The 19,016-nt window shown below is 40.2% G+C and carries 19 protein-coding genes and 1 riboswitch; of the genes, 15 read left to right on the top strand and 4 right to left on the bottom strand.

Annotated elements, in window-relative coordinates; genetic code table 11:
* Nucleotides 1–563: 563 nt before the first annotated feature.
* On the bottom strand, nucleotides 564–2,150 hold the full coding sequence (gene pckA / locus BMX30_RS04930) for a phosphoenolpyruvate carboxykinase (ATP) (protein WP_090741762.1): 1,587 nt from the start codon (nucleotides 2,148–2,150) through the stop codon (nucleotides 564–566).
* Nucleotides 2,151–2,368: 218 nt separating this feature from the next.
* Nucleotides 2,369–2,496, top strand: a riboswitch (SAM riboswitch).
* A gap of 180 nt (nucleotides 2,497–2,676) precedes the next feature.
* Here pckA and metK point away from each other — a divergent pair.
* The gene (gene metK, locus BMX30_RS04925) at nucleotides 2,677–3,876 is read left to right on the top strand and encodes a methionine adenosyltransferase (protein WP_090741760.1); all 1,200 of its coding nucleotides are present in this window, start codon (nucleotides 2,677–2,679) and stop codon (nucleotides 3,874–3,876) included.
* Between the two features lie 514 nt (nucleotides 3,877–4,390).
* Entirely contained in the window at nucleotides 4,391–6,289 is a 1,899-nt protein-coding gene (gene asnB, locus BMX30_RS04920) for an asparagine synthase (glutamine-hydrolyzing) (protein ID WP_090741859.1), read from the top strand.
* A gap of 85 nt (nucleotides 6,290–6,374) precedes the next feature.
* Here the strand turns inward: asnB and BMX30_RS04915 are convergent, their stop codons facing one another.
* The gene (locus BMX30_RS04915) at nucleotides 6,375–6,905 is read right to left on the bottom strand and encodes a gamma carbonic anhydrase (protein ID WP_090741758.1); all 531 of its coding nucleotides are present in this window, start codon (nucleotides 6,903–6,905) and stop codon (nucleotides 6,375–6,377) included.
* A 132-nt stretch (nucleotides 6,906–7,037) separates the two neighbouring features.
* Here BMX30_RS04915 and BMX30_RS04910 point away from each other — a divergent pair, with 132 nt between their 5' ends.
* Together BMX30_RS04910 and BMX30_RS04905 are read left to right on the top strand one after the other, a co-directional pair.
* Nucleotides 7,038–7,829 (top strand): alpha/beta fold hydrolase, encoded by a 792-nt coding sequence (locus BMX30_RS04910; protein WP_090741756.1) that lies wholly within the window; start codon nucleotides 7,038–7,040, stop codon nucleotides 7,827–7,829.
* A gap of 14 nt (nucleotides 7,830–7,843) precedes the next feature.
* Entirely contained in the window at nucleotides 7,844–8,950 is a 1,107-nt protein-coding gene (locus BMX30_RS04905) for a tetraprenyl-beta-curcumene synthase family protein (protein ID WP_244532503.1), read from the top strand.
* Between the two features lie 552 nt (nucleotides 8,951–9,502).
* On the opposite strand, the gene mnmM is transcribed toward BMX30_RS04905, so the two are convergent.
* Together mnmM and mnmL are read right to left on the bottom strand one after the other, a co-directional pair.
* The gene (mnmM, locus tag BMX30_RS04900; protein WP_090741755.1) at nucleotides 9,503–10,075 is read right to left on the bottom strand and encodes a tRNA 5-(aminomethyl)-2-thiouridylate-methyltransferase MnmM; all 573 of its coding nucleotides are present in this window, start codon (nucleotides 10,073–10,075) and stop codon (nucleotides 9,503–9,505) included.
* Entirely contained in the window at nucleotides 10,072–11,040 is a 969-nt protein-coding gene (mnmL, locus tag BMX30_RS04895) for a tRNA modification radical SAM protein MnmL/YtqA (protein WP_090741752.1), read from the bottom strand. Before mnmL ends, mnmM begins: the two co-directional genes overlap by 4 nt.
* A 253-nt stretch (nucleotides 11,041–11,293) precedes the next feature.
* Between mnmL and BMX30_RS04890 the strand changes: the two genes are divergently transcribed.
* The 11 genes from BMX30_RS04890 (at nucleotide 11,294) to BMX30_RS04840 (ending at nucleotide 18,909) form a co-directional block, all read left to right on the top strand.
* Nucleotides 11,294–11,557, top strand: coding sequence for a YtzC family protein (locus tag BMX30_RS04890; protein WP_090741750.1), 264 nt, complete (start codon nucleotides 11,294–11,296; stop codon nucleotides 11,555–11,557).
* Between the two features lie 13 nt (nucleotides 11,558–11,570).
* Nucleotides 11,571–11,750, top strand: coding sequence for a glycogen biosynthesis protein GlgD (locus BMX30_RS04885; RefSeq protein WP_090741748.1), 180 nt, complete (start codon nucleotides 11,571–11,573; stop codon nucleotides 11,748–11,750).
* A gap of 382 nt (nucleotides 11,751–12,132) precedes the next feature.
* Nucleotides 12,133–13,107 carry a hypothetical protein gene (locus BMX30_RS04880; protein WP_090741746.1) on the top strand — a complete coding sequence of 325 codons (975 nt, stop codon included), beginning with the start codon at nucleotides 12,133–12,135 and terminating at the stop codon, nucleotides 13,105–13,107.
* Nucleotides 13,108–13,557 (top strand): cytochrome c maturation protein CcmE, encoded by a 450-nt coding sequence (locus tag BMX30_RS04875; RefSeq protein ID WP_090741745.1) that lies wholly within the window; start codon nucleotides 13,108–13,110, stop codon nucleotides 13,555–13,557.
* Between the two features lie 21 nt (nucleotides 13,558–13,578).
* The gene (locus BMX30_RS04870; protein WP_090741742.1) at nucleotides 13,579–15,552 is read left to right on the top strand and encodes a heme lyase CcmF/NrfE family subunit; all 1,974 of its coding nucleotides are present in this window, start codon (nucleotides 13,579–13,581) and stop codon (nucleotides 15,550–15,552) included.
* A gap of 6 nt (nucleotides 15,553–15,558) precedes the next feature.
* Nucleotides 15,559–16,032 carry a cytochrome c-type biogenesis protein CcmH gene (locus tag BMX30_RS04865; protein WP_090741740.1) on the top strand — a complete coding sequence of 158 codons (474 nt, stop codon included), beginning with the start codon at nucleotides 15,559–15,561 and terminating at the stop codon, nucleotides 16,030–16,032.
* 49 nt (nucleotides 16,033–16,081) lie between these two features.
* Nucleotides 16,082–16,447, top strand: coding sequence for a hypothetical protein (locus BMX30_RS04860; RefSeq protein WP_090741738.1), 366 nt, complete (start codon nucleotides 16,082–16,084; stop codon nucleotides 16,445–16,447).
* Complete coding sequence (locus BMX30_RS04855; protein ID WP_090741737.1) at nucleotides 16,447–16,794, top strand: hypothetical protein; 348 nt, start codon at nucleotides 16,447–16,449, stop codon at nucleotides 16,792–16,794. The genes BMX30_RS04860 and BMX30_RS04855 overlap by 1 nt, the downstream gene beginning before the upstream one ends.
* A gap of 14 nt (nucleotides 16,795–16,808) precedes the next feature.
* Nucleotides 16,809–17,513 (top strand): heme ABC exporter ATP-binding protein CcmA, encoded by a 705-nt coding sequence (gene ccmA, locus BMX30_RS04850; protein WP_170843794.1) that lies wholly within the window; start codon nucleotides 16,809–16,811, stop codon nucleotides 17,511–17,513.
* Entirely contained in the window at nucleotides 17,510–18,193 is a 684-nt protein-coding gene (locus BMX30_RS04845; RefSeq protein ID WP_090741733.1) for a heme exporter protein CcmB, read from the top strand. Before ccmA ends, BMX30_RS04845 begins: the two co-directional genes overlap by 4 nt.
* Entirely contained in the window at nucleotides 18,193–18,909 is a 717-nt protein-coding gene (locus BMX30_RS04840; protein ID WP_090741731.1) for a cytochrome c biogenesis protein, read from the top strand. Before BMX30_RS04845 ends, BMX30_RS04840 begins: the two co-directional genes overlap by 1 nt.
* The last annotated feature ends 107 nt before the right edge of the window (nucleotides 18,910–19,016 follow it).

Genomic DNA, 19,016 nt, shown 5'->3' with positions numbered 1-19,016 from the left:
GGGTGGCTTCCGCTTTTCATTGGTCCTCTAAGTAGGTTAAAAAGACGGAGAAAGGTCATCAATAAGGTGACTTGGTGCCCTAAGTTGGAAGAAAAAGTGGGAGAAAGGTCACCAATAAGGCGACTTGGTGCCCTAAGTTGGAAGAAAAAGCGGGAGAAAGGTCACCAATAAGGCGACTTGGTGCCCTAACTTGGAAGAAAAAGCGGGAGAAAGGTCACCAATAAGGCGACTTGGTACCCTAAGTTGAACGAAAAGGCTGGAAAAGCTCACCAATAAAGCGTCTTGGTGCTCCAGGGGAGACAATCATTCCTAGTCTGTATGATTTGACCAGGGTATCACCTGTTAACCTCTCCCGCAACACAAAGAATAACTTCTTCTTCGTACCAGAACGTGTGCAGATCATTTTAAAAGAATCAAGCTCCTTCCGCTCCAATCATTAGTTCGTAAACCAAAAATGTCCAACGGAGCATGTCTTTTTTATAGATTAGGACCGAAGATGTATGTATGACAAAAAGGAAGAGGTATCATTTCAGAAATGACCTCTTCCTTTCACAATTAAAGCATTAGACAATAGGACCGCCTTTTGCTGCAATATCTGTTTGTAGATTGTTAAACTTGTTGAAATTCTCACGGAATTGTTCAGCAAGCTCACGGGCTTTAGTCAAGTAAGCCTCTTCATCCGACCAAGTTTTAATTGGCTGAAGAACTTCATCAGGAACACCCGGAACATGCAATGGAATATCAAGACCAAAGATTTCATCCTTAACCGTTTCTACGTGATTTAACTCCCCTTCAAGGGCTGCTTGAATCATTGCACGTGTATAAGCAAGATTCATCCTTTTCCCTGTACCATACTCTCCGCCGGTCCAACCGGTATTAACTAGATACACTCTTGAACCGTATTCGTCAATCTTGTCACCCAGCATTTTGGCATACGTGGTTGCTGGTAAAGGCAGGAATGGAGAGCCAAAGCAAGTTGAGAATGTTGCTTCTGGTGAAGTGATTCCTCGTTCTGTCCCAGCCAATTTTGACGTGTACCCACTAAGGAAATGGTACATCGCTTGTTCTTTTGTCAATTTTGAGATTGGTGGCAAGACCCCAAAGGCATCAGCAGTTAAAAATACGATTGTGTTTGGATGTCCAGCTATGCTCGGGTCCACAATATTTTCAATCGCTTGTATAGAATACGCTGCACGCGTATTTTCAGTTAATGAGCCATCATCATAGTCAGGTATGCGACTTTCTTCGTGTAAAATGACATTTTCAAGAACAGAGCCAAAACGGATGGCATCATAAATTTGTGGTTCTTTTTCTTTTGATAGATTAATACACTTCGCGTAACAGCCACCCTCTATATTAAAAACCCCATTAGTGGACCAGCCATGTTCATCATCGCCTATTAAGCGCCTATTTGCATCAGCAGAAAGGGTCGTTTTACCAGTACCTGATAATCCAAAGAACAAGGCAACATCACCTTCACGTCCGACATTAGCTGAACAGTGCATTGGAAGGATTCCATTCTCAGGGAGCAAGTAATTCATAACAGAAAAGATAGACTTCTTCATTTCTCCTGCATATTCAGTACCACCGATGAGGATTACACGTTGCTCAAAGGAGATGATAATGAATGTTTCAGACTTCGTTCCATCGACTTCAGGATCAGCTTTAAACCCTGGGGCGGATATCACAGTGAAATCTGCTTCATGATTCGCAAGTTCTTCTTCATTAGGGCGAATAAACAATTGATGGACGAATAAATTGTGCCAAGCGAATTCATTGATGACCTGAATTGGCAGCTGCTGCTTTTTATCAGCTCCGGCAAACCCTTTAAACACATAGACTTCATCTTTTTCTTTTAAATATTGAAGAACCTTTGTGTACAGATTCGTGAACACTTCCTCCGCTATTGGCTCGTTCACGGTTCCCCAATCGATTTTATCCGCCACGGAAGGCTCGTTAACGATGAATTTATCCTTTGGTGACCTTCCCGTGTATTTACCAGTTGTCGCACAAATAGCTCCGGTTGCAGTTAACAATCCTTCGTTTCTGGCGAGAACCTTTTCAACCAGCTGTGGTACAGATAGTTGAGTTTTAATATTATTTCCCTGTAGCAGTTGAGACACTTCGTTTTTAATCCTCACATCGTTCATTTGATGAATACCTTCCTTTTTATAGGTTTTAATGGTGTGAAAGCATACGCATCTTTTATAAATAGTATAACACATTTGTTGTATTAGTCTATTCTAATTATTATAAAAATTAACTTTCCTTGACACTAAATGGGCTCTTTCTAGGAAAACTTTATTTTTACCGATTTATCCATTGACAATAAAATTCGCGTTGCGTATGATTGGGTTTTGAACGGATACTCTTATCCTGAGCTGGTGGAGGGACAGGCCCAATGAAGCCCAGCAACCTGTTATTTGAGGATTTTTGAGATGCTCGTTAACAAGGTGCTAACCTGACGCAAGGAAATTGATCCTTGATCGATAAGAGCGAAAGGCGCTAATTTACTTCTTAAACCTTTCCCTCTAAGTAGGAAAGGTTTTTATTTTGCGTATTTTTCTCATAAAAGCTCAGTATTTATTTCATACTACATAGGGAATGAGTACCGTATCAATCCGAGAGCTCCTAAATGAGGCTCACGTTATTTTAGAATTATTAGGAGGAAATCAGATGTCAACAAGACGCCGTTTGTTTACTTCTGAATCAGTTACAGAAGGACATCCTGATAAAATTTGTGACCAGATTTCAGATGCAATTCTGGATGCAATTTTAGCTAAGGATGCCAATGCCCGTGTAGCAGCTGAAACATCTGTTACGACCGGACTCGTACTGGTTGCAGGAGAAATCACTACTTCTACTTATGTCGATATTCCCAAAATCGTTCGTGAAACGATTAAGGGAATTGGTTACACTCGTGCGAAGTATGGATTTGACTCTGAAACATGTGCTGTTTTAACTGCAATTGATGAACAATCTGCGGACATTGCCATGGGAGTTGACCAAGCTCTAGAGGCACGTGAAGGGCTAATGTCGGATGAAGAGATTGAAGCAATTGGAGCAGGAGACCAAGGGTTAATGTTTGGGTTCGCTTGTAATGAAACAAAGGAATTGATGCCTTTACCCATTTCATTGGCGCATAAGCTTTCCCGCCGCTTAACGAAAGTACGTAAAGACGAAATCCTTCCTTATCTTCGTCCAGATGGAAAAACTCAGGTTACGGTTGAATATGACGAGAATGACAAGCCAGTTAGAATTGATACGATTGTTATCTCAACCCAGCATCACCCAGAGGTTACTCTTGAGCAAATCCAGCGTAATCTTAAAGAACATGTCATCAATCCAGTGGTGCCAAATGAACTAATTGATGAAAATACGAAATACTTTATTAATCCAACTGGTCGATTTGTTATTGGTGGACCTCAAGGGGATGCCGGTCTAACAGGTAGAAAAATCATCGTGGACACCTATGGGGGTTATGCACGCCATGGTGGAGGAGCATTCTCCGGTAAGGATCCTACAAAAGTAGACCGTTCCGCTGCCTATGCTGCTCGCTATGTAGCGAAGAACCTTGTTGCAGCTGGTCTTGCTGATAAAGTAGAAGTTCAACTTGCCTATGCGATTGGTGTGGCCAAGCCTGTTTCAATTTCTGTTGATACATTTGGTACCGGAAAAGTAAGTGAAGATGTGTTGATAGATCTTGTTTCTAAAAACTTCGATCTTCGCCCTGCAGGAATTATCAATATGCTTAATCTTCGTAGGCCAATATATAAGAAGACAGCTGCCTACGGACACTTTGGACGTACGGATGTTGAACTGCCTTGGGAATTCACGGACAAAGCCGACGCACTTCGTGAACAGGCACAAGTTTAATCAAATCAAAACAGGAGTTACATTTTAATGTAACTCCTGTTTTGATTTCACCCTTTATAAACGTTTGTGTCTTGTTAAAAATGTAAAACATATGTAAAAAAACTATTTTTTTTGCCAAACATGCAAAATGAAAGATTTATGATAGTATAGAAAATATGTTTTAAAGTCTTTGGTGAAAGCTGTTTTCTAAGTTAATGAGGTTTTTCATTATAAACTTTGGATAAAACCGGTTGGTTGGAGCGGATGGCGCTTGACTCCTCGAAAATGAAGTACGCATTTTCTCGTGCGTGGGCATAATCGAGGGAGCCATTCAGTGTCCTGCGGGAGCAGCGGGACAGGTGAGACCCCACAGGAGCGGAAGCGACGAGGAGGCTCACCGCACGCCCCGCTGTTCGCTGAGCGCCAGGAGCGGAAAGCAACCGCCGCTTTATCTAGTGGAATAAAATTAGTGAAAACAGTCCTCATCGAAGGATACTATGAAATATTAATTATTATGGAGAAGGTGACGTACATAATGTGTGGCTTTATCGGTTGTGTACATGAAAATGCACAAAATTACAGCAGTGAACAAAAGCAGCTGTTTAAAAATATGAATAGTCTTATTACTCATAGAGGACCTGATGACGAAGGGTATTACTATGATTCAAATATCCAATTCGGCTTCCGCCGTTTGAGCATCATTGACATTGAATGTGGTTCACAACCATTGACCTATGAAAATGAGCGTTACTGGATTATTTTTAACGGAGAAATATATAATTATTTAGAGCTCCGAGAAGAGTTGATCAACCAAGGCTTAGAGTTTGCAACACACTCTGATACAGAAGTCATTATCGCTCTTTATAGCCACCTTAAGGAAAAGGCAGTAGAGAAGTTGAGAGGCATGTTCGCGTTCGTTATCTGGGACAAACAAGAGCAGATTCTTTACGGTGCACGGGATCAGTTTGGAATTAAACCGTTCTTTTATTTTGATGATGGCGAAAAAACATTTTTCGCTTCAGAAAAGAAGAGCATCCTCCTTGCATTAGAGAATGATGTACTAGATTACGAATCACTTCAACATTATTTAACTTATCAATTTGTACCTGAGCCAAACACGATGTCAAAAGGTATTCAAAAGCTTGAGCCAGGTCATTATTTTACTAAAAAAATTGGTAGCCCAATGCAGGTTAGCCGTTATTGGAAAGCTCATTTTCAACCAGTTAATAAGTCTGAAGATGAGTTTACAAAAGAAATTAGAGATGTGTTATATGATTCTGTGAAAATTCATATGCGCAGTGATGTTCCGGTTGGCTCGTTCCTTTCAGGTGGGATTGATTCATCTATCATTGCTTCGATTGCTAAAGAATATCATCCGGGGATTAAAACATTCTCTGTTGGATTTGAAAATAACGGGTTCAGTGAGATTGATGTGGCCAAAGAAACGGCTGATAAACTTGGCTTAGAAAATATTAGCTATGTGATCTCGCCAGAAGAATATATCGCGGAGTTGCCAAAGATTATGTGGCATATGGATGATCCACTTGCTGATCCAGCATGTGTACCGCTCTATTTTGTTGCCCGTGAAGCCCGTAAGCATGTAACGGTTGTCCTTTCAGGAGAAGGGGCAGATGAGTTATTCGGTGGCTATAATATCTACCGTGAACCACAGGACCTTGAAATTTTTAATAAGATTCCTTCGATTTTAAAATCACTCTTAAAAGTTCTTTCGAGAATTATGCCAGAAGGAATGAAAGGGAAGAGCTTCATTGAACGTGGTGTAACACCGATGGAAGAACGTTATATTGGGAATGCGAAGATGTTCCTTGAAGATGAAAAACGCAAGTTACTGAATGTTTATCAACAAGGACTGCATTACACGGATGTGACCAAACCTCTTTATACAGAAAGTAAAGGGTATGACCCGGTTGACCGTATGCAGTACATTGATATTCATACTTGGATGCGCGGAGATATCCTTTTGAAAGCAGATAAAATGACTATGGCGCACTCCTTAGAACTGCGTGTACCGTTTTTAGATAAGGCTGTTTTTGATGTCGCTTCTAAGATACCAACAAGCCTGAAAACAGCAAATGGTACAACCAAGTACATTTTACGCAAAGCGGCAGAGGGTGTCGTACCTGACCATGTTCTAACTCGTAAGAAACTTGGCTTCCCAGTGCCAATTCGTCATTGGCTTAAAAATGAAATGAATGATTGGGCGAAGACGTTAATTAAAGAAAGCAATACAGACCACTTGATTAATAAATCATACGTACTAACCCTGTTGGAGGACCACTGTCAAAATAAAGCCGATAACAGTAGAAAGATATGGACCGTCCTAATGTTCATGCTTTGGCATGACGTCTATGTTGAAAAAAAATACTCTTTCGACGAAGAGTTATTGCGTAAGAAGTCTTTACAGACGAATTAATCGTAGAATGCATGAGGAAAATGAAAAAGGCAGAAACGTTATCAATAATAACGTTTCTGCCTTCTTTTATTTTTCCTTAACCTACTTACTTCGCTGCCCGATCATCCATTTGAAGGGATTTATAATACTGACCTTTTTCGGCGTATTCTCTTGTGATACGCTCCATGTCCTTTATATCTTCCTCATTTAGCTCCCGGACGACTTTTGCGGGCCTGCCAAAAGCTAATGTGTTAGGAGGGATTTTTTTGCCTTGTGGAACAAGGCTTCCGGCTCCTATAAAAGCCCCTTCGCCTATTTCTGCTTGATCAAGGATGACCGAACCCATCCCAATTAGTGCTTTTTTACGAATGATACAGCTATGTAATATGACCTGATGTCCGACGGTTACCTCATCTTCAAGAATGAGAGGGTTTCCAGGGCTTTGGTGCAAAACAGAATTGTCTTGGATATTGACCTTATTGCCGATAATTGTTGGTGCCACATCTCCACGAATGGAACTGTTAAACCATACTCCTGATTCTTCGCCGATTTCAACATCTCCGGTTATTGTTACATAGTCAGCAATAAAGGCAGAAGCCGCTATTTTAGGTGTTTTTCCGTTGAATGGATAGATCATCTGTACACTCTCCTCATTAATTTTAATCATAAAGGGGCTGGCATATTAGTCGAAGCAAATTAATAATCTTCCCTTTTTTGTTCATTATATATTATAGTTCTCAATATAGTGTACAAAATAGGGGGAAGAATCATGTGGAAGTGGGAAGCGGAAGGAGAGGCAAAAGCAGTAGTGGTGATGATTCATGGTGAACTTGAACATCATCGCCGGTATGGCTGGCTAATTGAAAAATGGCAGTCTGCAGGCTTTCATGTTATTATGGACGATCTTCCTGGACAAGGAATGACTTCAAGACATAACAGAGGTCATATCGATTCTTTTAATGAATACCTTGAAGAGGTAAGAGAGTGGATACACGCAGCATATGACTTCAATCTTCCTGTCTTTCTTTTAGGACACAGCATGGGAGGTCTCATTGCAATTAGGCTCCTACAGGAAGAACGCCTAGACCTAGCAGGGGTCATTCTATCCTCTCCAAGCTTAGGGCTAATTCACCAGCCCTCAAAGAAAGTTGCGCTATTTAGTAAGGTTTTGCCAACTTATAAAATAGATCCAGGCATATCAGTCAATCAAGCCACACAGAATTTAGACGTCATCGAGGCTGACTCAAAGGACTCTTTATTTGTGACAAAGGTATCCGTAAGATGGTATCGTGAACTAATCGGAGCGATCTCTGATTCCTTTGATAAAATTGAAAACACCCAAGATATCCCGCTGCTGCTCATGCAGGGTGGTGAAGATAAGATTGTTGATAAGAAGAAAGTGAAAGAATGGTTTAACCACGTTCCATCTTCAGAAAAACGTTATAAGGAATGGTCTAAGTATTACCATGAAATTTTTAATGAACCGGAGCGAAACGAAGTGTTCGAATACGCTTTAGACTTTGCGATAAGCCAATTAAAAGCTATTGGATATGTTTACTAAGAGAGGAGAATTTAATGACGTCGATTCCCCAAATGCCTGTTAGTTTAATGTACCGCGTTTACCGTAAAGTATTGCCACAAGTCCATCGAGAGCTCCTTTATTGGAAGAAGAAAGCGGAGTCGATACCGAATGAGGAATTAAGAAAACAAGCATTGGCTAGTATTGACGATAAAACCTTCCATTGTGAAGGGGGTTCAATCATGAGTCTTGTTGCGTTGGGAAATTATCAACGGGCAACTCGTTTTATTGTGGCCTATCAAACCATTAGTGATTACCTAGACAATTTATGTGATCGCAGTACTTCGCTGGATGCAAGTGACTTTTCTGCCTTACATGAGGCCATGGAGGATGCGTTATCTATTAAGGGAGAGCTTCGGGATTATTATCGTGAGCGGCCAGATAAAGAGGACGGAGGTTATCTAATTGAGCTAGTGCTCACCTGCAGAGAAGAGCTACACCAACTAGAGAATTACGAAGATATTGCTGGACATTTATTGGAACTGTGTAGATATTATTGTGATTTACAGATTCATAAGCATGTCGAATTGAGTGAAAGAGTACCTAGGCTACAGAACTGGTTTAACCATCATCGTAATGAATTACCTGATACCGACATGCAATGGTATGAATTTTCTGCCTGTACTGGTTCGACTCTTGGAATTTTTTGTCTCGTTTCGTACGCGCTTAGAGATGACTTTAAACCAGAATTTGCCGAAATCATTCGAAATGGATATTTTCCGTACATCCAGGGGCTACATATCTTATTGGATTATTTTATTGACCAAGAAGAGGATCGAAAAGAGGGAGATCTAAACTTTTGCTTTTATTATGAAAATGAAGAAGCTCTTTTCAAACGGATGAAACATTTTATTGCGAATGCCGATCACTATACGGCCAAACTTCCTCATAGAAACTTCCACAAACTAATTAATAGGGGGTTACTCGGGGTGTATCTATCGGATGAAAAGATTCGCAGTCAACAAGGTGTAAAAAAACTAGCAAAAGATATGATCAAAAGCGCGGGACCCATCAGCTTTTTCTTTTATTTAAATGGGAGAGCTTACCGGACTTTGCAAAAGTGGATGCCTAGAGTCGGTTTGGCTAAAGCTTTCGTTAAATAAGAGGAAAGCCAATGGAAAAGGACCAGTTTTTTGTAACGGGTTCCGTTAATTATCGCAAACATTAAAAATGTAATACAAAATGACCTTCAAAATGTAAGTGATTTGGAGGTCTGTTTTTGTTTATATAAAGGGTTTTTTTCATAATTTTGGAGGGTTTTTTATATTAAAATGTGGGGGTAAATTAGGGATGATATACAGAAAAAATTAAGGTTAGGCTCTGCTGTATTTTGGTGGTGATTTGACAGGGGATGAAAATAAACGGAAGATTTCCGGCTAAATCGGGAAATACCCATATTTCCCTTGAATTAAGGGGAGTTTTTCCGCTTATATTATCCAAATCTTTGAATTATAGCTTATTTAGAGCAGTTAACCGGAAATTCTCCGCTTATTTTCGCTTTTTAGCTTCCTCTATATACATTAACCGGAAATTCTCCGCCTATTAGATTCATACCTACAAAAAAACGCTACGAAGAAGGCGGAAATGATTTTTAACTTCCTAAAAGCGATATAGCAAGGGAATGTCCCCTTGCTATTTAAAGGAGTTAGCAAAGCTTATCTTTTCTCTATAGCAACAATAAAAGGTGCGTTATTCCGTTGATTAAGAAATTGGTACTTCAAAACATGGGCTTCATTTTGATCTAAGGTTTCGATGTATTCGAGCAGATGGTCTCTTTCTGTTTGTCCTTCTGGATGGCCATGATAAATAACGATGACAATGATGCCTTCAGGAGCCATGATTTCAAGCAGTTGATTTACTGCCTCAATGGTTGTCTCTGGAGTAGTAACAATGCTTTTGTCGCCACCTGGAAGGTAGCCTAAATTAAAAATAGCTGCCGTCACTTTTCCATGAAGATTGGCTGGTAGGCATTCTTTCACATTTTCGTGTCCTTGTTGAAACAAGGTAACACGCTCGTGAAGATTTCGGTCATTTAATTTATTTTTACATGATTCAATGGCTTCGTATTGAATATCAAATCCAAATACTTTCCCACCAATCCCGACAAGCTCAGATAGGAACAATGTGTCGTGACCATTGCCAACGGTAGCGTCAACAGCAATATCTCCTGGCTTTACTGCCTTTTCGAGAAGAGTTCTAGCAAATGGGAGTATTCTTTCAAGCTTCATTCCAGAGCTCCTGACAGTTCCTTAACATAGTATTTACCTTGCCAGCTATCTCTCCGCTTTAGCTCGGCATCAATTGCATTCAGAACTTCCCACTTATTGACACTCCACATTGGACCAACCATCAACTCAATAGGTCCGTCACCAGTAATACGATGGATAATCATTTCAGGTGGCAATACTTCCAACTGATCACAGACTAATTTTACATACTCCTCAAAAGACAGGAATTCAAGCATTCCCTTCTCATACTGTTTCACCATCGGAGTGCCTTTTAGCAAATGCAACAGGTGGATTTTAATGCCTTGAACATCCAGTTTCGTCACTTCTTTCACCGTTTCCATCATCATTTCGGGAGTTTCAAGTGGCAGACCATTGATAATGTGGGTACAAATGCGAATATTATGTTTACGCAGCTTTTTAACACCCTCAACATAAGATTGATAATCATGAGCGCGATTAATTAAATCTGCTGTTCGTTGATGTACGGTCTGCAAGCCAAGTTCGACCCACAAATACGTCCTTTTATTTAATTCTGCAAGGTATTCAACGACTTCATCAGGGAGGCAATCCGGCCTTGTTGCAATGGAAAGGCCAACAACACCATCCTGCTTCAGAACGGTCTCGTACTTTTCTCTCAGGACGTCTACCGGGGCATGAGTATTTGTGAAAGCTTGGAAGTAAGCCATATACTTACCATCTTTCCATTTTGTATGCATTTTTTCCCTAATAGTTAAAAATTGTGATTCAAGGTCTTCTGCCCGACTTCCAGCAAAGTCACCAGAACCAGCTGCACTACAAAATGTACAGCCACCATGGGCAACCGTACCATCACGGTTCGGACAGTCAAAACCGCCGTCAAGTGCTACCTTAAACACTTTATGACCAAAGTGTTGGCGCAAGTGATAGTTCCACGTATGGTAACGTTTGTTATCACTTGCATATAAGAATGGATTGGATTGTATCAAAGTAGTACCTCCATTAAAAATTCCAATATTGTAAAGTTAATTAGTTATCAAAGGCATTGTAACACGAAGGTTGACCTTATCCAACGACAATCATGAGTATGGAAGCATTATACAACCTCGAATCGTGATAGGAAGAGCAAAGATGAACAAAATAATAGTGAAGCAATTGTGCTTCACTGTAATGCAAGTGGAATCTTGTGAGGTCAGGTAGGGCAAAGAAAATTCCATCTTAAAATTAAAGGAGGGCTTTTCATTGGCAACGCGTCAATCAGTTGAGGAACATATCCAACAATGTGAAGATGCAATCAGAAATGCCCACGAGGAGTATATTAAGGCAAGCAAACAAGAGCACTACGAAGATGCTTCATTTGATATGAGCTTACAACAATTAGAACAAGCTTATAATGATATCTCCAAGCTTGCGTTAAGTTGCAATGGACAGCAGCGTGAACAATTACACCGGATGCGACTCCAGCTCCAACAAGTGCAAAGTAATATGATTCTGCTTGATCATTAAAGGAGGAGATATCATGAAAAAACGTTCCAAACAAAACAACCCTGAGCAAAAAACGCGCAATGGAATCAACAATCAGGATATCGAATTAGGGACCGATCATGATCCAGTAAAAGAAGCAAAACGCAAATATGAGAAAACCGGCGGACAACCAGTCAAATCAAAATTTCACCCCGAACCAGAACAATCCAGGTAAAAGTTTGGTGGCACCTTCCAGTAATTTGGAAAACCTCATTTCTTTTTGAAATGAGGTTTTTTTTTCTAAAATGTGACAAAGTTTTAACGTTTCGTTCTAGACTACCCCTGTTCACAAAACGGTTAAATCTGAGAATTATTTCGTGATTTTCGTCACAGCTGGCGGTATCTTGGAAATGGTTTAAATAGAGTATAGAATTTCTTCTTAAACCTTTATCATTGTTACGGTAATTATGAGGGTTAAAAGTTTTACAATAGTTAGGTTAGAGCTAGAATAGGCACCCTCCATTGGTTAAGGAACCATTTCGGCTCAAGACAACTACGCTTGTGAAAGAGTTCACGAGTTAGACACAAAGTAAAAAACGATCGAAAGGATGTTCAAAATGAGAAATAAGGCGCTAATTTGGCCGATTATATTCACCCTTTTGACTTTCATGCCAGCGATAGCAAAAGCCGAAAGTACAAGTAACCCACTTCAAATGGAGGAATTAACTATTCAAGTGATGCCGGAATTCGCCTATCACCCAGATGATAAAAAACAGGATAACCCACCATTGCTTGTTGGTTATCACGGCGCATTGATCAACAATAGTGACCAGCCACAAAAAGGTCAAATTGAAATCCCACTCCCAGTAGAGGAGGAAGGCTTTAAGCTTGGTTTCGTTGCTGATTATTCCAGAGATTTATCTGAAATGAATGAGATTGAGTATGAACTCGATAAAAAGACAGGTACGATTTCTTGGACTACGAGTGAAGAAATACAGCCACAAGAGCTCTACCGATTTGTTGTTGAATATTACACAGACGGCATCAAAGAAGGAAAAGAAAGCAATACACTTGAGTATCATTTCGAAAGTTTTGCTGATATCGGGTTGATGAACCTAATCTTTGTAGAACCCCTCAAAACGGAAAAGTTTAAACTAGAACCCGAAGCGGAGTCTCACCAAAAAAACAGTTATAACATGAATATGTTCATCTATATGTCACAAGGAATGAAACCGGGAGAAGAAAAAACGATTACACTCGAATATGACAGAGCTGAGGAAAGAACAACTGGTGAAATTATGGACGAAATGGCAGGGGGGACGGCAAAGCAAGGAACCTCTACAAACAACGAAGAAAAAATACCGGTATGGATGATTGTGTCAGTAATCGGAGGCGTGAGCGTATTAGCTGCAGGTTTCCTGATGTTCTTCCTCAGGAAAAAATCAACAAACAGGGTGGAGAAAAGAAAAACGGCGACAAAGGAATCTACGACCGACATAAAAAAAGCAAAACTCCGGACGATGCTACTTGATGGAAGCATCTCAGAAGAAGAGTACAACCAATTACTAAAAAGTGTAGGAGGGAAAAAATAAATGTCATCAAAAAATAAAAAAATTATTACTGCTCTTTCCCTTATGGCAGTCGCGATTTTCATCATGGCCTTTTCCTCGATGCCAAGTGCAGGAAGTAAAGAAATTACGATTTCTGAAGTTGTGAATGGCTCTGATAAATTTGAGGGTGATTACATTATGACTGAAGGTTTGTTAAATAAAGAATCCGTCCAATGGGATGCGGATAAGATTGAACTTCGCTTTGAGATCATGGACGAAAATGAACTAGCCTTACCAATCTTCTACAAAGGAGTACAACCAGATAATTTCACAGATGATGTCATTGTTATCGTTGAAGGTTTTATTGGTGAGAATGGTGTTTTTGAAGCTGAAACAGTACTGACGAAATGTCCTTCAAAATATGAAGGGGAAGATATGGAGAATTATGATGGTGAAATGCATAAGGAAATCTTCAATGACTCGCAGGAATAAAACAGATGGGTGGTTATCCGAATGTATTTGATTGGGAACATAACACTATATTTAGGAATTGCGATTGCAGCGTACGCAATTATTGCAAACATAATTGGAATAAAGAAACAAAACAATAAATGGATTGAAAGTGCCAGAGGTGGAGTGCTATCACTTGTCTTCGTCTCGTTACTAGCTTCCTTCTTACTTCTTTATCTCCTAGGATCAAGTCAATTTCAGTTTGAATATGTGGCAGCCTACACTAGTCTGAATCTCCCTATGGTGTATAAGCTTACGGCTTTCTGGGCTGGTAATGCTGGCTCCTTGCTGTTGTGGACTGTATTACTTTGTATCTATGCCGGGATCTTGGTGTATTCAAAAGAAAAAAGAAACCCATTGATGCCCTATGTTTCAATTATACTCTTGCTAAATATTTTATTCTTTTTCACCGTAATGGTAATCGGTGGCAACCCATTTGCGATGACAGAAGTCGTCCCAGCAGATGGTAAAGGCTTAAATCCGATGTTGCAGCACCCTGGGATGGTACTTCATCCAATTACTTTGTATCTAGGTTATGTAGGGTTGGCTGTACCATTTGCTTTTGCAATCGGAGCATTGATTTTAAAAAGAGTGGATGCCGAGTGGATAAAGCTAACAAGACGCTGGACAATCACTGCTTGGTTATTCCTAACTCTAGGCAATATCATTGGCGGTTGGTGGGCATATCTTGAACTTGGATGGGGCGGCTACTGGGCATGGGATCCTGTTGAAAACGCAAGTTTCCTTCCATGGTTGACTGCTTCAGCTTTCCTCCATTCAGTTATGATTCAAGAGCGAAAAGGAATGCTGAAAACTTGGAACATTAGTTTAATCATCCTTTCTTATATCCTAACACTATTCGGGACTTTCCTTGTCCGAAGCGGAGTTTTAACAAGTGTACACGCATTTGGAAGTGGTCCATTAGGCACGTACTTCCTGATCTTCATGGCTTTCATGATGTTGTTGTCCATCTATATTGTAACGACTAGATATCAGTTAATAAAAAAAGACAGCATCCCAATTGAAACTTATTTTTCAAAAGAAAGTTCGTTTCTATTAAATAACTTGATTCTTGTTACGGGTGCGTTTGCTGTGTTTTGGGGGTCAATGTATCCACTTATCTCTGAAGCTGTAACAGGAACAAAAATCAATGTTGGTCCACCATATTTTAATTCCGTAATGGCGCCAATTTTGCTGTTATTAATTCTTTTAATGGCGGTTTGTCCATTAATAGCTTGGCAAAAAGCAACAGTAGAAAGGTTTATGAAAAATGCGATCTGGCCGTTAATAGCAGGGATTGTATCAGCGATTATTCTAATTTTAATGGGAGTGAAAGGAGCCTTTGCCATTATTGGTTTAGCGTCCACTGTTTTCATGTTTGCTACCCATGTTCAGGAATTTGTCCAAGGTACTCGTGCTCGGATGAAAGCTACGAAGGAAAATGTACTAAAGGCAGTTTACAAGTTAACTAGAAAAAACCAAAGAAGATATGGGGGATACATTGTCCATATCGGGATTGCCATCATTGCAATTGGAGTAATTGCTTCCCACGCATATTCCGAGGAAGTACTAAAAACAGTAGAGACTGGTGAAAATATTAAAATAGGAAACTATGATCTTACCTTTAACGGGTTAACTGAAGTAACGAAAAACGGGAATGGCATCGTGGCCGCAGATCTCGAAATTGTTTATAAAGGGAAAGATGCTGGGTCCATTCATCCAGAGAAGATATTTTATGCAAATTGGGAAGAACCTTCAACAGAAGTGGCGATTAAAACCAACTTTACAGAGGACCTTTACGTGGTTCTTAGTTCTTGGGAAAACAGGGACAAAGTGACACTTCAAGTTAAGGTAAATCCATTTGTCACCTGGATTTGGATTGGCGGAATCATTATGGTAATCGGAACCGCTTTTGCACTGATTGGCGGTAAACCAACATCTACTCGTGTGACCGATCCTTTAAGGCAAGGAAGGTGATAATACATGAGCAAAAGGATAGTACTAGCAGCTCTGATCCTCTTATTCGTGCTTCCGAATGCATCGTCGGCTGCGTTCACAGAGAACTCAGAGGAGTTTCAAAATGTCATTAAACAGCTAGATATGCAGGGGCATGCTGAAGATGAACTATCAAGCTGTAGCGTGAAACAATTGTATTACGAAGAAGTCTTAGAAATGCTTAACAGTGGCATGTCAGAAAAAGAAGTACTTCAATCGTATATTGATGAATATGGTCAGGCTGCCTTGAGAACTCCAGCTACCGATAAAAGTGGTTGGATTGCTTGGGGAATGCCGTTTGCAGGTTTAGCCGGTGGGATTGCAATCGTGGCTGCTTGGTTGAAAAAAGTTAAAGGCAAGGGAACAAATAATCAAAATTCTCCTCAAGTCAAATGGGAATCGGAAGCTGAAAAAGAGATTGCTGAGCAGATGTTTGAGGAAGAACGAAGGAAGCATTTTTAAGGAATGGCTTAAATCTCCTTCAGCATGAAGGTTAAAAGGAGTTGTTGGGATGATGGAAATTGTTTATTTACTAGCAGGTTCTGCGATTATTCTCACATGTTTTTATTTTATCGTTGCCCCATTCTTTTCAACAAATAGGGGAACAGATTCCGGATTTGAACAATGGGATGGAACGCTTACCCTTGATTCGGTATATGGAGCTGTAAATGAACTTGAAATGGATTATTTAATGAAAAAGATAAAAGAAAAAGACTTTCTTCAATTAAAAGAACAGTATCAATTGCTTGCAGCCGAATTAATGAAGCATGAGAGCAAACCAAAAGGCAAAGTAAATCCTGCTTCGCACACAGAGGAAGCTGAGCTCGAGCTACTTCGTGAACTTCAAAAGCTGAGAAAGCAGAAAGGAAGAATATAATGGGTGGCCTTCCCGCATACCATCCAGAATGGTTAATCAGTTTCTGGTACGGAACACCAGGAGTACGGGAACTTAATCCGCATTATACCTTGTTTTTCCTAGCTATCATTCTATTAGGAGTCATCTATTTTAAGAGAAAACAAGTTGTCGTACCTCAGCCAGATGTAGAGGAAGACCGTTTTAAACATTTGTTGACGAAAAAGAATGTGATTGAAAAACAAATGGCCGAACTCGAACTACGTCGTGCGCAGAATAACATACCTGAGGAGCAATATGAAGAGAAGTTAAAAGTATTTCAAAAACATCTCGAACAAACAAAGGAAGAGTTACACCAATTTACCTTATGAAAGAGTTGGAGACCATGCTCGAACTAAAAAAGATTACTAAAATGCTTGGCGATAAGTTGATTCTTCGGAATATAACGCTTTCTTTAAAAGAGGGAGAAACCCTCGCAGTTGTTGGGCCAAATGGTGCAGGGAAAAGTACATTTTTCAAATGTACTGTGGGATTACTACAGCCTACTGGTGGAGAGATCATTCTTGATGGAGAGGTCGTTAAAAAAAAATCAGCAGCCATCAAGCAAAAAATAGGTTTTCTCGGCCATGAATCATTTCTTTACAACAACTTGACTCCACTGGAAAACTTAAGGTTTTATGGGAAGCTTTACAAAGTAAAGGATATTGACCGCAAATCAACAGAGCTCTTAAAAGAAGTAGGTTTATATCTGTTTCGAGATGTTCCTATTCGTTCTTTTTCTAGAGGGATGATGCAGAGGCTAGCGATTGCTCGGGTGCTACTGGCCGAACCTAAAATCCTTATGCTAGATGAACCACATACAGGTCTTGACCAAGAAGCGGTAGCACTTTTAAACCGAATCATAAAAGAAAAGCAGAAAACTGGAACTTCTATTCTCATTATTTCCCATGATTTTGAACAGGTTCATACCCTAGCGGACCGAGTGGCGATTCTAAAAAAAGGGAAGATTGTCGATACAGTCCAACTTAACGGAGAAATGGGCCTAGCTGAAATGAAGGACTGGTATGAGAAAGTGGTGATGGGCGCATGATGACGGTTTTATCAGATGCACTTACCATTGCCGGGAAAGATTTAAGAAGTGAGTTCAAGACGAAACAAACAATCAGCATGATGGCGATTTTCGCAGCCCTTGTGATTCTTGTCTTCAGCTTTGCATTCGATCCAACCAATAATGCAGTAAAGGCGGTTATCCCAGGGCTAGTATGGGTAATAACGGTATTCGCAGGGATACTCGGCTTAAATCGATCATTTACATCAGAACAGGAAAATGATTGCTTAACTGGCTTAAGATCTGGACCGATTGACGCAGCTAGCATCTACCTTGGGAAGGTATTAGCCAACTTTACGATTGTGACCATCGTTCAGCTAATCAGTATTCCAGTTTTGTTCGTGTTGTTTAATTACAGGTTTACCGGATCGTTGTTATGGTTCGTACTTATTATACTAGCTGGAACGCTTGGGTTCATCATCGTGGGAACGTTTCTATCTGCTCTTTCGGCAAATGCAAAGAATAGTGAAATGCTGCTTCCAGTTTTGTTGCTCCCGTTACTAAGTCCGCTTATGATTGCGGCAGTTCAGGCAACTAGAATTGCACTTGAAAACGAAAACATAGAAAATGCAATTGCTTGGCTTCAACTGATGTCCGCTTATGATCTACTGTTTTTTGCAGCTTGTCTACTATTATTTGAGTTTATTATGGAGGGGTCATGATGATTAAAATTAAAAATTCTGGGCCAATAGACCGGATCCTGTTTTATATCCTGGTTCCAGCAATGTTCATTAATTTATATCTCATTTTTATCTGGTCACCTGTTGAGAGAATGATGGGTGAGGTTCAAAAAATCTTTTACTTTCATGTTGGCACAGCGTGGGTTGCATTCTTAGCATTCTTCGTTGTAGGTGTTTTTAGCGTGCTGACCTTGATCAAGCCTAAAATGGAACGTTTTATTTATGCGGGTATATCAGCAGAGATTGGTGTTTTATTTACGACACTAGCTCTCACGACTGGGATGGTTTGGGGAAGAGCGAGTTGGAATACATGGTGGACATGGGAGCCTAGATTAATCACCACATTAATCCTTTGGTTCATTTACGTGGCTTATCTCTTTGTTCGAAAAATGGATGGGTCATGGGAGAAAATTGCAAAATTATCTTCTGTGTTTGGAATTATCGGCGTGATAAATGTACCAATCGTTTTCATGGCTACCCGTTGGTGGAATACAAAGCTTCATCCAGTTGTCTTTGGAGAAGGGAAAGACCAAACAGGTGGTGGAATGGAACCGGAAATGCTAGCCACCATGTTCTTCAGCCTCTTTACAATCACCATCCTTTACGTATTTTTATTGCGCAAAGGAGCACAAATTGAAAAAATGCGTGAAGTGATTAAAAAGGCAAAAAATAACGTAATCAATAAAATTGCTAGTTAAGTAGAAAAGCGGAGCCGACTGTTCATCTCCCCAGGCCTAAGACGCGCCCAGGAAGAAGGCGTCTTTTGCCTTCACCCTGGGAGTGGCTTATGCCCCGGGGAGATAGG

Origin of the sequence: Mesobacillus persicus (assembly GCF_900109925.1) — a bacterium.
Taxonomy (GTDB): Bacteria; Bacillota; Bacilli; order Bacillales; family Cytobacillaceae; genus Mesobacillus_B; species Mesobacillus_B persicus.
This window is presented reverse-complemented; position numbering and strand designations above follow the sequence as displayed.

What these genes read in the sequence shown, in the direction of transcription:
- pckA (WP_090741762.1), bottom strand. Translation starts at nt 2,150, where the DNA reads ATGAACGATGTGAGGATTAAAAACGAAGTGTCTCAACTGCTACAGGGA.
- metK (WP_090741760.1), top strand. Translation starts at nt 2,677, where the DNA reads ATGTCAACAAGACGCCGTTTGTTTACTTCTGAATCAGTTACAGAAGGA.
- asnB (WP_090741859.1), top strand. Translation starts at nt 4,391, where the DNA reads ATGTGTGGCTTTATCGGTTGTGTACATGAAAATGCACAAAATTACAGC.
- BMX30_RS04915 (WP_090741758.1), bottom strand. Translation starts at nt 6,905, where the DNA reads ATGATCTATCCATTCAACGGAAAAACACCTAAAATAGCGGCTTCTGCC.
- BMX30_RS04910 (WP_090741756.1), top strand. Translation starts at nt 7,038, where the DNA reads ATGTGGAAGTGGGAAGCGGAAGGAGAGGCAAAAGCAGTAGTGGTGATG.
- BMX30_RS04905 (WP_244532503.1), top strand. Translation starts at nt 7,844, where the DNA reads ATGACGTCGATTCCCCAAATGCCTGTTAGTTTAATGTACCGCGTTTAC.
- mnmM (WP_090741755.1), bottom strand. Translation starts at nt 10,075, where the DNA reads ATGAAGCTTGAAAGAATACTCCCATTTGCTAGAACTCTTCTCGAAAAG.
- BMX30_RS04885 (WP_090741748.1), top strand. Translation starts at nt 11,571, where the DNA reads ATGAAAAAACGTTCCAAACAAAACAACCCTGAGCAAAAAACGCGCAAT.
- BMX30_RS04880 (WP_090741746.1), top strand. Translation starts at nt 12,133, where the DNA reads ATGAGAAATAAGGCGCTAATTTGGCCGATTATATTCACCCTTTTGACT.
- BMX30_RS04875 (WP_090741745.1), top strand. Translation starts at nt 13,108, where the DNA reads ATGTCATCAAAAAATAAAAAAATTATTACTGCTCTTTCCCTTATGGCA.
- BMX30_RS04870 (WP_090741742.1), top strand. Translation starts at nt 13,579, where the DNA reads ATGTATTTGATTGGGAACATAACACTATATTTAGGAATTGCGATTGCA.
- BMX30_RS04865 (WP_090741740.1), top strand. Translation starts at nt 15,559, where the DNA reads ATGAGCAAAAGGATAGTACTAGCAGCTCTGATCCTCTTATTCGTGCTT.
- BMX30_RS04860 (WP_090741738.1), top strand. Translation starts at nt 16,082, where the DNA reads ATGATGGAAATTGTTTATTTACTAGCAGGTTCTGCGATTATTCTCACA.
- BMX30_RS04855 (WP_090741737.1), top strand. Translation starts at nt 16,447, where the DNA reads ATGGGTGGCCTTCCCGCATACCATCCAGAATGGTTAATCAGTTTCTGG.
- ccmA (WP_170843794.1), top strand. Translation starts at nt 16,809, where the DNA reads ATGCTCGAACTAAAAAAGATTACTAAAATGCTTGGCGATAAGTTGATT.
- BMX30_RS04845 (WP_090741733.1), top strand. Translation starts at nt 17,510, where the DNA reads ATGATGACGGTTTTATCAGATGCACTTACCATTGCCGGGAAAGATTTA.
- BMX30_RS04840 (WP_090741731.1), top strand. Translation starts at nt 18,193, where the DNA reads ATGATTAAAATTAAAAATTCTGGGCCAATAGACCGGATCCTGTTTTAT.